The organism is Halomonas borealis (genome assembly GCF_004798905.1).
GTDB lineage: Bacteria > Pseudomonadota > Gammaproteobacteria > Pseudomonadales > Halomonadaceae > Halomonas > Halomonas borealis.
In genome coordinates, this window is sequence record NZ_SDMO01000007.1 from 71,221 (window position 1) to 84,079 (window position 12,859).

12 protein-coding genes are annotated in these 12,859 nt (G+C 67.7%); 1 reads left to right on the forward strand and 11 read right to left on the reverse strand.

Translation table 11 applies throughout. The features are described from left to right. Nucleotides 1–72: 72 nt before the first annotated feature. Nucleotides 73–453, reverse strand: a complete 381-nt coding sequence (locus ETC07_RS08780; RefSeq protein WP_136248135.1) for an RNA-binding S4 domain-containing protein — start codon at nt 451–453, stop codon at nt 73–75. After that, nucleotides 450–1,127 carry a GMP/IMP nucleotidase gene (yrfG, locus tag ETC07_RS08785; RefSeq protein WP_136248136.1) on the reverse strand — a complete coding sequence of 226 codons (678 nt, stop codon included), beginning with the start codon at nt 1,125–1,127 and terminating at the stop codon, nt 450–452. Before yrfG ends, ETC07_RS08780 begins: the two co-directional genes overlap by 4 nt. A gap of 116 nt (nt 1,128–1,243) precedes the next feature. On the opposite strand from yrfG, the gene nudE reads away from it, so the two are divergent. After that, entirely contained in the window at nt 1,244–1,831 is a 588-nt protein-coding gene (gene nudE, locus ETC07_RS08790) for an ADP compounds hydrolase NudE (RefSeq protein WP_136248137.1), read from the forward strand. Between the two features lie 66 nt (nt 1,832–1,897). Here the strand turns inward: nudE and ETC07_RS08795 are convergent, their stop codons facing one another. The 9 genes from ETC07_RS08795 to ribBA all read right to left on the reverse strand — a co-directional run bounded on the left by ETC07_RS08795 (nt 1,898) and on the right by ribBA (nt 12,693). After that, on the reverse strand, nt 1,898–2,992 hold the full coding sequence (locus tag ETC07_RS08795) for an oxidoreductase (protein WP_136248138.1): 1,095 nt from the start codon (nt 2,990–2,992) through the stop codon (nt 1,898–1,900). 174 nt (nt 2,993–3,166) lie between these two features. After that, the gene (ilvD, locus tag ETC07_RS08800) at nt 3,167–5,011 is read right to left on the reverse strand and encodes a dihydroxy-acid dehydratase (protein WP_136248139.1); all 1,845 of its coding nucleotides are present in this window, start codon (nt 5,009–5,011) and stop codon (nt 3,167–3,169) included. 207 nt (nt 5,012–5,218) lie between these two features. Beyond that, nucleotides 5,219–7,648, reverse strand: coding sequence for an endopeptidase La (gene lon, locus ETC07_RS08805; RefSeq protein WP_136248140.1), 2,430 nt, complete (start codon nt 7,646–7,648; stop codon nt 5,219–5,221). Between the two features lie 78 nt (nt 7,649–7,726). Further along, nucleotides 7,727–8,965, reverse strand: coding sequence for a DUF945 family protein (locus ETC07_RS08810; protein ID WP_136248141.1), 1,239 nt, complete (start codon nt 8,963–8,965; stop codon nt 7,727–7,729). A 50-nt stretch (nt 8,966–9,015) separates the two neighbouring features. Further along, on the reverse strand, nt 9,016–9,489 hold the full coding sequence (locus ETC07_RS08815; RefSeq protein ID WP_136248142.1) for a phosphatidylglycerophosphatase A family protein: 474 nt from the start codon (nt 9,487–9,489) through the stop codon (nt 9,016–9,018). Next, entirely contained in the window at nt 9,486–10,439 is a 954-nt protein-coding gene (thiL, locus tag ETC07_RS08820) for a thiamine-phosphate kinase (protein WP_136248143.1), read from the reverse strand. Before thiL ends, ETC07_RS08815 begins: the two co-directional genes overlap by 4 nt. Before the next feature lie 13 nt (nt 10,440–10,452). Next, nucleotides 10,453–10,953: a transcription antitermination factor NusB gene (nusB, locus tag ETC07_RS08825; RefSeq protein ID WP_136248144.1), complete on the reverse strand. Its 501-nt coding sequence runs from the start codon at nt 10,951–10,953 to the stop codon at nt 10,453–10,455. After that, nucleotides 10,953–11,441: a 6,7-dimethyl-8-ribityllumazine synthase gene (gene ribH, locus ETC07_RS08830; RefSeq protein WP_136248145.1), complete on the reverse strand. Its 489-nt coding sequence runs from the start codon at nt 11,439–11,441 to the stop codon at nt 10,953–10,955. Before ribH ends, nusB begins: the two co-directional genes overlap by 1 nt. Before the next feature lie 85 nt (nt 11,442–11,526). Beyond that, a complete protein-coding gene (gene ribBA / locus ETC07_RS08835) occupies nt 11,527–12,693 on the reverse strand; it encodes a bifunctional 3,4-dihydroxy-2-butanone-4-phosphate synthase/GTP cyclohydrolase II (RefSeq protein ID WP_136248146.1) in 1,167 nt (388 codons plus the stop codon). Between the last annotated feature and the right edge of the window lie 166 nt (nt 12,694–12,859).

The window sequence follows — 12,859 nt, forward strand, 5'->3', positions numbered from 1 at the left end:
GAGAGAAGAGGAAAGAAAGCCAGGCTCTCTCGCCCGACGCCTTTCTTGCTTCCCTCTATCGCTCTTCCTTCTTCATTCGCCCCGCATGAAGCGCTTGATCTCGCGGCGCTGCTTCTTGTCGGGACGCTTGAGCGGATGCTGCATGGCTTGATTGGCCTGGCGGCGTTGCTCGGCCTCCTTGGCCCGGCGCGCCTCGCTCTGTGCGGTCTCACGGTAGAGCTCGCGGGCCTCGGGGGCGCCGCGGCGCTGCTCGGAGAGCGCCACCACCTCGACCTCCCAGGTGTCCCATCCCTGGGGCACACGAATCAGGGCGCCCACCTCCACGATCTTGCTGGTCTTGGCGCGCCCCCCGTCGTAGTGCACCTTGCCGCCTTCGATGGCCTTCTTGGCCAGCGCCCGGGTCTTGAAGAGCCGCGCCGCCCATAGCCACTTGTCGAGCCGCACTCCACTCATGTGTCCTCCTCGTCGCCGGGGCGCTCCTCGGGCAGGAGGGTGGCGAAACGGTCCAGGGCGATGAACTCCTCGAGCTCCTTCTCGGGTTTCTGGCTGTCGGGCCGCTTGATGCCTAGCAGATGTCGGATACCGAACTCCCGGGCGCTTTCCAGCACCGCCGGATTGTCATCGATGAACAGGGTACGTTCGGGGTCGAAGGGCTCGACCTCCTGCAGCGCGAACCAGAATTCCTGGGCCTCCTTGGGCACCCCCAGGTCGGCGGAGGACACGATGGCGTCCAGGTATTCCTCGAGCCCGGTCAACGGCAGCTTCAGCGCCAGCCCCTCGCGATCGGCGTTGGTCGCCAGCACCACCCGCGGATGGGCGCGCTTCAACCAGCGCAGGAAGTCCAGCGCATCGCCGCGCAGGCCGATCAGGTGCTGGACCTCACGCTTGAGCGACAACACATCGATGCCCAGCTCGCGGCTCCAGTACGCCAGGCTGTACCAGTTGAGCGTGCCCTGCTCGCGGAGGATCCGCGCACGGATCGTCTCCTGGCTCGCCGCGTCGAGCCGATGCAGCTCGACGTAGCGGCGCGGCAGGTGCTCAAGCCAGAAGTGGCTGTCGAAATGCAGATCCAGCAGGGTGCCGTCCATGTCGAGAAGGACGGTATCGATGGCGCGCCAGTCGATCATGGGATTCCTTTCAAGGGCCGTCGTGGGGCGACGCTACGCGCCCACCCCGAACAAGACGTGGTAGTGTACCCAAACGATGCCGAGGACGCATTCCAGTGCCCACGACCGGAGATCCCATGACGGACGAGCATGCCCCGCACAAGCCCCAGGTCCTGGCCCGCCGCAGCGTCGCCCGCAGCCGGCTGTTTCATGTCGAGGAGATGGAGCTGCGCTTCGCCAACGGCGCCGAGCGTACCTTCGAGCGGCTGGGCGGTACCGGGCGCGGCGTCGGCGCGGTGATGATCGTGGCCATGCCCGACCCCGAGCATGTGCTGCTGATCCGCGAATACGCCGCCGGCCTCGAGGACTACGCCCTAACCCTGCCCAAGGGGCTGGTCGATCCCGGCGAAGACCTGGTCACCGCGGCCAATCGCGAACTGATGGAGGAATGCGGCTTCGGCGCCCAGCACCTGGAGCCGCTGGTCGAACTGACCCTGGCGCCCAATTACATGCGCCACCGCATGCAGGTGATGCTGGCCACCGACCTCTACCCCAGGCGCCTGCCCGGCGACGAGCCGGAACCACTGATCGTCGAGACCCATGCCATCGATGAGATCGGCGCGCTGCTGGCCCGCGAAGACTTCCATGAGGCCCGCGCCATCGCGGCGCTTTACATCGCTCGCGACAAGATGCGCGCCGAGGCCAGCCGGCCCAGCCTGTGGTAGTGACGTAAACGAACGTGGGTCGCCTCGTGCCGGCCAAGCCGACGCGAGGCGACCCACGCGCGCGAATCAGCTCTTGGCGTTCAGTCGGCGCGGCAGGCTGCCGCCCTCCTTGATCTTGACCCAGCGCCCCTGGCGATAGCTGTCACGCCCGGCTTCCAGCAGGGTCATGATATCCACGCCTTCCTCGCCCGAGACCGGCGGCTGGCCGCCCTTGAGCAACAACGCCTCGCGGATGCCGGCATAGTATGCCGGATAGTTGCCCGGCACCGACGGGTATTCGCGGGTGACCAGCTCGGGGCTCTCGTCGCTGCCCTCGTTGAGGGTGACCCGGCCGGGCGAGGGATCCACGCCCCAGTCCTCGTGCGGCTCCCCGCCCGCCTTCATCCAGGCCTCCTGGGGATCGAGCCCGTGGATCGAATAACTGCCCTGGGTGCCGTGCAGCAAGAAGCGCGGGCTAGGCTCGGCCACCAGGGTGCTGGCCTGTAGTGTCACCCGCAGGCCGTCGTAATCGAGCATGGCGACGAACTCATCATCGACCTCGGACCCTTCGCGCACCGTCGCCTGCTCCAGCAGGATGGCTCGCGGCATGCCGAACAGCTCCCGAGCCTGATCCAGCAGGTGCGGGCCGAGGTCGTACCAGATGCCGCCGCCGAGCTTGTTGCGATCGCGCCAACGGTCGGTGACCTGGGGCCGATAGCGGTCGAACCGCGAGGTGAAGGAGACCAGCCGTCCCAGCCGCCCTTCATCGAGCAGCTTGCGCACGGTGAGGAAGTCGCTGTCCCAGCGGCGATTCTGGAACACGCTGAGCATCAGCTCGGAGCGATCGGCCTGAGCCCTGAGCGTGCGGGCCTCGGACAACGACACCGTGACCGGCTTGTCGACCACCACGTGTTTGCCGGCCGCCAGCGCCGCCTTGGCCATGGGGAAGTGATGTTCGTTGGGGGTGGCGATGACCACCAGATCGATGAGCCGCTCGGCGAGCAGTTCGCTGAGGTTGGAGACCACCTCCACCTCCGGCCAGTCGGCTTCCACCGCGGCGGGATTGGAACTGACCACCGCCATCAATTCCAGGCCGGTCGCCGCCTGGATCAAGGGTGCATGAAACGTCTTGGCGGCCATGCCATAGCCCACCAGGCCCACGTTCAGGGTCTGTGTCTTCATAGAGAATCCGTCGTCTTCCTGCTGCACATCCATGACCCGGCGGCCGGCGCTGCCGCCCGCCGGATCCCTTCTCAGGAGACACAGGATGAAGAACTACCAGCGATTAAGCGAGCTTAACTTTGCTTGATGCCGTCTCGCTACAGGCCCCGGCACACCACCCTCAAAGCCTCACGCTCAGTCGAGCTTGGTCACATCGCGCACCGCTCCCTTGTCGGCGGAAGTGGCCAACAAGGCATAGGCCTTGAGCGCCGCCGACACCTTGCGCACGCGCTGGATGTTCGGCTTCCAGGCCTCGCGGCCGCGCGCTTCCTCGGCCTCACGACGCCGCTCGAGCTCCGCCTCGGAGAGCTTCACGTCGATGGTGCGGTTGGGGATATCGATGCGGATGGTGTCACCGCTCTGGACCAGGGCGATGGCGCCGCCGGCGGCGGCCTCCGGAGAGACGTGGCCGATCGACAGCCCCGAGGTGCCGCCGGAGAAGCGCCCATCGGTCAGCAGGGCACAGCCCTCGCCCAGCCCCTTCGACTTCAGGTACGAGGTCGGGTAGAGCATCTCCTGCATGCCCGGCCCACCCTTGGGCCCCTCGTAGCGGATCACCACCACATCGCCCTCGACCACCTTGCCATCGAGGATGTGCTCCACCGCCTGGTCCTGGGATTCCACCACCCGGGCGGGCCCCTCGAAGACCAGGATCGACTCGTCGACCCCGGCGGACTTCACCACACAGCCGTCGAGGGCGATGTTGCCCTTGAGCACGGCCAGGCCGCCCTCCAGCGAGAAGGCATGCTCCAGATCACGGATACAGCCGGTGGCGCGGTCGCCATCGAGGCTCGGCCAGCGGGCATTCTGGGAGAACGCCGTCTGGGTCGGGATGCCGCCGGGGCCGGCGCGATAGAACTCCACGGTCTCGGGGCTCGGCGAGCGCATGATGTCCCACTCCTCGAGCGCCGCGGTCAGGCTATCGCCGTAGACCGTCGGCACCGAGGCATCCAGCACCCCGGCGCGGTCGAGCTCGCCGAGGATCGCCATGATCCCGCCGGCCCGGTGCACGTCCTCGATGTGGTACTTCTGAGTATTGGGGGCCACCTTGCACAGCTGCGGCACCTCGCGGGACAGGCGGTCGATGTCGTCCATGTCGAAGTCGACGCCGGCCTCCTGGGCCGCGGCCAGCAGGTGCAGGATGGTGTTGGTGGAACCGCCCATGGCGATGTCCAGGGTCATGGCATTCTTGAACGCCGCCTTGGCGCCGATGGCCCGCGGCAACAGATGTGCCTCGTCGCCCTCGTAGTAGCGCTTGGCCAGCTCGACGATGCGATGACCGGCGGTCTCGAACAAGCGGCGGCGATCGCCGTGGGTGGCCAGCAGGGTGCCATTGCCCGGCAACGCCAGACCCAGCGCCTCGGTGAGGCAGTTCATGGAGTTGGCGGTGAACATCCCCGAGCAACTGCCACAGGTCGGGCAGGCGCTGCGCTCGACCTCGCTCAGGGTCTCGTCGTCCACCGAGTCGTCGGCGGCCATGACCATGGCATCGACCAGGTCCAGGCCGTGGTCGAGCAGCTTGGTCTTGCCGGCTTCCATGGGGCCACCGGAGACGAAGATCACCGGCACGTTGAGGCGCATGGCGGCCATCAGCATGCCGGGGGTGATCTTGTCGCAATTGGAGATGCACACCAAGGCGTCGGCGCAGTGGCCGTTGACCATGTACTCGACGCTGTCGGCGATGATGTCACGACTGGGCAGCGAGTAGAGCATGCCGTCGTGACCCATGGCGATGCCATCGTCCACGGCGATGGTGTTGAATTCCTTGGCGACGCCGCCGGCCTTCTCGATCTCGCGGGCCACCAGCTGGCCCATGTCCTTGAGGTGCACGTGACCGGGCACGAACTGGGTGAAGGAGTTGGCCACCGCGATGATCGGCTTGTGGAAGTCGTCATCCTTCATGCCGGTGGCGCGCCACAGGGCGCGGGCTCCGGCCATGTTGCGACCGGCGGTGGTGGTGCGGGAGCGATATTCGGGCATGGTGTCCTCTTATATGCTGCTGCCGCCCGTGGTCCGGCGCGTGAGCACACCCTGCATGACGCATGGCAGCGCCGCGACGGTCCGGGCGATCTTGGTGTCCAGTCACTCCGATTCTGTCATGCCCCCGGGCGTCAGGCCAGCACCCTGCCACGGGATGCGCCGATCCGATGCCGGATCGGCGCAGTGCCCGCCGGCCGGCGTGGCCCGCTAGTCGAACACCACCCGGGCCACGTCGCGATAGTGGCTCGCGAAATGCACCGTGACGCCCTCCTTGAGGTAGTCGGGCAACTCCTCGTAGTCACGCCGGTTGGCCTCGGGCAGGATCGCCTCGAAGATCTCGCTGCGCCGGGCGGCGATGATCTTCTCGCGGATACCGCCCACCGGCAGCACATGCCCGGTCAGGGTCAGCTCGCCGGTCATCGCCAGCGACCGGCCGATGGGCTGGTGCCTGGCCAGCGACAGCAGCGCCGTGGTCATGGTCACGCCGGCCGAGGGGCCATCCTTGGGCGTAGCACCTTCCGGCACGTGCAGGTGCACGAAGGCGGAGTCGAAGAAGTCCGGATCGGCGCCGTACTCGCCGAGATGGCCCAGCGCATAGCTGTAGGCGATATTGGCGGACTCCTTCATCACATCGCCGAGCTGGCCGGTCAGCTTGAGGCCGCGGTCCAGGGCATGAACCTTGCCGGCTTCCACCGACAGCGTCGCCCCGCCCATGGCGGTCCAGGCAAGGCCGGTGACCACGCCCTCGCCCTTCATCACCTTCTCCTTGCGGAAGGTCGGCGCGCCGAGGAACTCCTCGAGGTTCTTCACCGAGACCTTGACCGTCTGCTGGTCGCTTTCGAGCAGCTTGACCGCCGACTTGCGCACGATGCGGTGTAGCTGCTTCTCGAGCTGCCGCACCCCGGCCTCGCGGGCATACCCCTCGATCACCTGGCGCAACGCGGCATCGGTGAGGTTGATGCGCTTCTTGGCGATACGGTCACGCTCGAGGAGCTTGGGCCACAGGTGATGCTTGGCGATCGCCATCTTCTCCTGGGCGATGTAGCCGGAGAGGCGAATCTGCTCCATGCGGTCGAGCAACGCCGGCGGAATCGCATCCAGGGTGTTGGCGGTACACACGAACAGCACCTTGGACAGATCCAGACGCACGTCCAGGTAGTGGTCGAGGAAGTCGACGTTCTGCTCCGGGTCGAGTACCTCGAGCAACGCCGAGGCCGGGTCACCCTGGAAGGACTGGCCGAGCTTGTCGATCTCGTCGAGCATGATCACCGGGTTCTCGACGTCGACCTCCTTGACGGCCTGCACCAGCTTGCCGGGCATGGCGCCCACATAGGTGCGGCGATGGCCCTTGATCTCGGCCTCGTCACGCATGCCGCCCACCGAGAAGCGATAGAACTCGCGCCCCAGCGCCTCGGCGATGGAGCGTCCCACCGAGGTCTTGCCGACGCCGGGCGGGCCCACCAGCAACAGGATGGAGCCGCCCACGTCGCCCTTGAAGGTGCCCTCGGCGAGGAACTCGACGATGCGCTCCTTGACGTCGTCGAGGCCGTCATGGTCACGATCGAGCACCTGCCGGGCGTGCTCCAGGTCGAGCTGGTCGTCGCTGGTCACGCCCCAGGGCAACGAGGTCAGCCAGTCCAGGTAATGACGGGTCGTGCCGTATTCGGGCGAGCCGGTCTCGAGCACCGAGAGCTTGTCGAGCTCGTCGTCGATGCGCCCTTGAACGCGCTCGGGCACCACCTTGTCATCGAGGCGCGCGCGGAAGGTGTCGACATCGTTCTCGCGGTCGTCCTTGGAGATGCCCAGTTCACGCTGGATGATCTTGAGCTGCTCGCGCAGGAAGAACTCCCGCTGGTGCTCCTGCATCTTCGCGTTGACCTGCTCGCTGATCTCGCTCTGCAGCCGTGCGACGTCGATCTCCTTGCGCAGCAGCGGCAACACCTTCTGCATGCGCTCCATCACCGGCAGGCATTCCAGCACGTCCTGGAGCTCCGGCCCCTTGGCCGAGGTGATGGCGGCGGCGAAATCGGTCAACGGACCCGGCTCATGGGGGCTGAAGCGGTTGAGGTAGTGCTTGAGCTCCTCGCCATAGAGCGGATTGATCGGCAACAGCTCCTTGATGCCGTTGATCAGCGCCATGGCGTAGGCACGCGTCTCCTCATCCTCGGCATCCACCGGCTCGCGGGGATAGCTGACCTCGACCAGGTAGGGCGGCTCGGTGGATAGCCAGCGCCGGATACGGAAACGGCGCATGCCCTGGGCGATGAACTGCAGTTGCGACTCCTCGCCCTGCAGCTTGTGCACCTTGACCGCGGCTCCCATCTCGGGGAAATCATCGGGGCCAAGATCCTCGACGCCGGCCTCGCCGACGAAGGCCAGGCCGACCATGTGGTGCGGCGTGTTGCCGACCTGACCGATGGTGTCCTCCCAGCGCTCGCGGTTGATCACCAGTGGCTGAACCTGGGCGGGGAAGAAGGGGCGATTATGGATCGGCAGCAGGTAGAGCCGCTCGGGGAGGGTGTCGCTGGCCGGCACCACCGCATGGCCGGCGCCCTCATCGAGGTTCAGCTCGCCGTCCTTGTCGGCCTCGAGCCATTCCAGGCCGCCCTGTTCATAACGCTGATCGTCTTCGCTCATGCCTACCTCATCCTGAAGGAACGGGACATCTCGACCCGTGATGTCTTCGGAATGCGGGCGACGGCGCCGAACTTCAAGTCATCGCCAGCGTTCGAGTACCGGAGGAAGCGGTCGACCGTTGATCCGCACCTCGCCACGCACCACATCGATCTGCAGTTCTCGGGTGTCCAGCGGCAGCCCCAGCCCGAGCGCGACCACCGGCGGCAGGTCCTGCCACAGGAAGTCGCCATCGAGCCGCTCGCGCCAGGCTTCGCGCTCCGCCTCGCGACCCAGCGACAGCGGGTGCAGCGCCGCGAGATCGCCGGCATCGAAGATCAGCACGCCCTCGCCATCGAGAGACAGCCCCAGCATGGGGCTCGCCAGGTCGACCTCGCGGATATCCAGCCGCGGCGAGTCGACCAATAGCCCGCGCAGCGCCGGGGCCAACGCCTCGCCTGGCGCGTCCTCGTCCGCGCCGCGCCCACGGGATACCGCTCGTTGCAGCTCGGCCGCCAGCTGGCGCAGGGCATCGGCATCGAGACGCGACAGTTCCCCGGCGAGCGTGCCGCTCAGCAGGATCTCGTCGGCGGAGCGCACCTCGCCGAGGTCCAGCCTCGCCTTCAGGCGCAGTTCCTCGGCATCCAGCACGGTACGGGTCTGCAGGCTCAGCTGCTCGGCATCGAAGGTCAGCTCCGGCGAGCGCCAGGCCAGGTTCTGGATGCGCAGCCGGTCCTGCTGATTGAAATGGTAGGCGCCCTGGGTATAGGAGAAGCGGCTCTCCAGGACCAATGGCCCGGCGCTCAGGTGGGTCTCGCCATCATCGAGGCGTAGCTCGCCCAGGCGGGCGCGCAGCCGCCAGTCGCCGATATCACCGTGAACGGCGATCCGGCCACCCTGCAGGGTCAGGGTACGCGCCTGCTGCTGGAAGACGATGGGGGCGAGTTCCAGGGTGCCGTCGAGGGTCGATGAGTAGGGGCGGAAATGGGCATCCCAACGTGGCGGAGTCGCGCTGACCGCGTCATGGTCGGGCTCATCGTTCGGCACATGGGGACGCAGGGTGCCGTCCAGCCGGGTCTCCAGCACGCCGTGCCGAGCCCGATAGACGATATCGAGATGCCAGGCATCGCCGAACAGCGGCGCCAGGTGAATCACCCCGCTCGACGTCAACCAGCCGTGCTCGACGTCGCTGCGCCGGGCCTTCAGCTCGCTGCCATCCTGCAGCTGGGCGAGGGTCCGGGTGAGCTCGCGCTCGAATAGCAGGCCGGCGAGGGTCTGGGCCACGGCCCAAGCCAGGGCCAGCGCCACCAGCACCGGCACGATCAAGCGCTCCTTGCGCATCGCTCACTCCTTGTCGACGAGACTCCCCTGCCCCGGCCGGCGCGTCGGCCTCAGTGGAGCCAGAACCACAGGTGCATGGTACACCAGGCGTAGGCACTGGCCAGGACGTCGTCGATCATGATCCCGAAGCCGCCGGCGACCCGGCGGTCGGCCCAACGGATCGGCCAGGGCTTGAAGACATCGAACACCCGGAAGAGCGCGAAGCCCCAGAGGGCGGCCTCCCAGGAGAAGGGGACAGCGGTCATGGTCAGCCAGTAGCCGACGAACTCGTCCCAGACGATGCCCGAGTGGTCGTGGACCCCCATATCGCGAGAGCTCTTCTCGCACAGCCAGACGCCCCACACGAAGGTGACGGCCACCACGAACAGGTACCAGCCGAGCGACAGCTCGGACATCAGCCAGTAGAAGGGAATGGCCGCCAGGGTGCCGACGGTCCCCGGGGCGAAGGGCACGGCACCGCTGCCGAAGCCGAAGGCCAGGAAGTGGACCGGCCGATGCCAGACGCTCTGAGGGGCGCGGTTCATGGCGTGTCTCCTGAGAAATGCTGCCAGCCCGTGGCGTCACCCGACGCCACGCCGGCGATACCGGTGGTCTCGCTCATTCGACCGATCGCGGTCAGCGCCAGGCCTTCGCGGGCCAGCCGCGCCCGGGCCGGCTCGAGGTGCGCCTCGGGCAGCGCCACCAGCAGCTCGTAGTCGTCGCCGCCACGCAGGGCCGCGTTCATCGCCGCCTGCTCGCCAAGCGCCGCCACCAGCCCCTCGGCCAGCGGCAATGCCTCGGGGGTCAGCACGGCCCCGACGCCCGAGGCCTCGCAGAGATGGCCGAGGTCGGCCAGCAGGCCATCCGAGACGTCGATCGCCGCCGACGCCATCCCGCACAGCATCTGGCCGGCGGCGAGGCGTGGTTGGGGGCGCAGGTAGCGACGCAGCAGGGCATCGTCGGGATCGCGCACCCCGGCCTGCCAGCGAGCCAGCCCGCCGGCGCCGCCGCCGAGGGCGCCGGTCACCGCCAGGATCTCACCGGGGCGCGCGCCGGCGCGGGTCAACGCGCCCGTCTCGGACACCTCGCCCATCACCGTCACGCTCACCGCGAGCTCGCCACGGGTGACGTCGCCGCCGGCCAGCGTCACGCCGCAGGCATCACAGAGGGCATGAAAGCCGGCCGCGAAGTCCGCCACCCAGGCCTCCTCGGCCTCGGGCAGGGTCAACGACATCAGGCACCAGCGCGCACGGGCGCCCATCGCGGCCAGATCGCTGAGGCTGACCGCCAGCGACCGATAACCGATGGCCGCCGGCGCGGCATCCGCGGGGAAATGCACGCCGGCTACCGAGGTGTCGACGCTCGTCGCCAGCCGCGTGCCGGGCGTCGGCACGAGCAGCGCGCAGTCGTCGCCGACCCCAAGATCGACTCCCGCATCGCGGGAGGCCGGCGCCGGGGCGAGATGGCGGGCGATCAGCTCGAATTCGTTGGACATCCGATCGAGGCCTTCAGCGACGCCGCGCGGAGACCTCGGCGCCGCGCAGCCTGGCGGCGAGCTTGTCGAGGATGCCGTTGACATACTTGTGCCCCTCGGTGGCGCCGAAGGACTTGGCCAGCTCGACCCCTTCGTTGATGACCGCCCGGTAAGGCACTTCGGGGCGCTTGGCGAGCTCATAGGCGCCGAGGCGTAGGATCGCCAGTTCGATCATGTCGAGGTCCTCGAGGCGACGGTCGAGCAACGGCGCGATCGAGGCATCCAGCTCACGGCGGTGGCGCGCCACCTCGTGCAGCAGATGATGGAAGAGGGCCAGATCGGCGATGCCCATGACCTTGTGCCAGTTCTCGTGATCCTCGAGGTCCTCGTCGGCGACCTGGGCGCGGAACTCGGCCTCCACGGCGGCGATCGGCTTCTCCGTCAGGTGCCACTGATAGAGGCCCTGAACGGCCAGTTCACGGGCCGCATGACGGCTCAACTGCGCCTTGGAAGGCTCGCGTCGCTGTTCGCTCATCAACTGTTCTCCCCGGCGCCGAAGCGACGCAGCAGCGAGACCATTTCCATCGCCGCCATGGCCGCCTCGGTGCCCTTGTTGCCGGCCTTGGTGCCGGCGCGTTCGATGGCCTGCTCGATGGAATTGACGGTCAGCACGCCGTTGGCCACCGGGGTGTCGAACTCCAGCTGCAGACGGCTCAGAGCCGAGTTGCACTCGCCGGCCACGTGTTCGAAGTGCGGGGTGCCGCCACGGATCACCGCGCCCAAGGCGATGACCGCCTCGGGACGCACCACCTGGAGCGCACGCTTGATCGCCAGCGGCAGCTCCCAGGCGCCCGGGGCATGCACGATGTCGATGTTTTCTTCATCGACGCCGTGGCGCGTGAGGCTGTCCACGGCGCCCTCGACCAGGCTGTCCACCACATGATGATTGAAGCGGCCGACCACGATCACGTAGCGGCCATCGACGTTGACGAAGCTACCTTCGACTTGGGAAATCGGTTGCATGATCTGTTTCCTGCTGAACCCGATGAAAACGGAATCGCCGGGGCGCGCGACGAACGGCGCCCCGGCGAGATGTCGGTTGGAGGCGTCAGGCGCCGTCGTCAGACTCGGCGACGGGCGATTGGCCGGGCTCGAGGCGTTCGATCACCTCCAGGTCGAAGCCGGAGAGCGCCGAGAACTTCCACGGCGAACTGAGCAGACGCATGCGGCCCACGCCCAGCTCGCGCAGGATCTGCGATCCGGTGCCGATGGTCAGGTAGTTGCCCGCGCCATCGGAATCGGTCGTGCGCGGCGGCCGGCGGCGTTCCAGGAAGACCTCGAGCAGGTCATGCAGCCCCTGGCGCGGACGGGCATCGTCGAGCAGCACGAACACCCCATGCTCGGCCTCGGCGATCTCGGCGATGGCCGCGTGGGCGGTCCAGCTCTCGTGATCGCCCCGCTGCAACGACAGCAGGTCACGCATCACATTGGCGAGATGCACCCGCACCGTGGTCAGCCCCTCAGGGTGCGGGCGCCCCTTGACCAGCGCCAGGTGATCGGCGCCCTGAATGCGGTCGCGGAAGACATGCAGGGTCAGTTCGCCATGCGGCGTCTGCACCGGCATCGACTCCAGCGGCTCGACGGTCTGCTCATTGTGGATGCGATAATGGATCAGGTCGGCGATGGTGCCCATCTTCACGCCGTGCTCGCGGGCGAAGGCCTCGAGCTCGGCGCGGCGCGCCATGCTGCCGTCCTCGTTCATCACCTCGCAGATCACGCCGCTGGGATCCAGGCCGGCCAGCGACGCCAGGTCACAGGCCGCCTCGGTATGCCCGGCGCGACGCAGTACTCCGCCGGGCTCGGCCATCAGCGGGAAGATGTGACCGGGCTGCACGATATCCTGGGCCTGGGCGTCGCGGGCCACCGCCGCCTGGACGGTGCGCGCGCGGTCGGCGGCGGAGATCCCGGTGGTCACCCCCTCGGCGGCCTCGATCGACAACGTGAACTTGGTGCCGAAGCCGGAGCCATTGTCGCGCACCATCAGCGGCAGCTGCAGGTGCTCGCAGCGCTCGCGGGTCATCGGCAGGCAGATCAGGCCCCGGGCGTGGCGAGCCATGAAGTTGATGTGCTCGGCCTCCACCTTCTCGGCGGCCATGATGATGTCGCCTTCGTTCTCGCGATCCTCGTCGTCCATCAGGATCACCATCCGCCCCTGACGGATGTCATCGATCAGCTCGGCGATGGGGGCCAGGCCCCCGGAGGAGGAGTGCTCCATGGAATCTCCATTGATGCTACTGCGGTCGTCGCGACGCAACGACAGCGGAGTCGCCGTCGAGCGTCGCCCGCTCGAAACCGCGTCAGGGTACCGTGGCGCGCCCCTCGGCGCCAGTCTCTTGAGGAGCCAGGGAAGCGCCCGCCGGCCGCGTGTCGGCTAGCCGCGC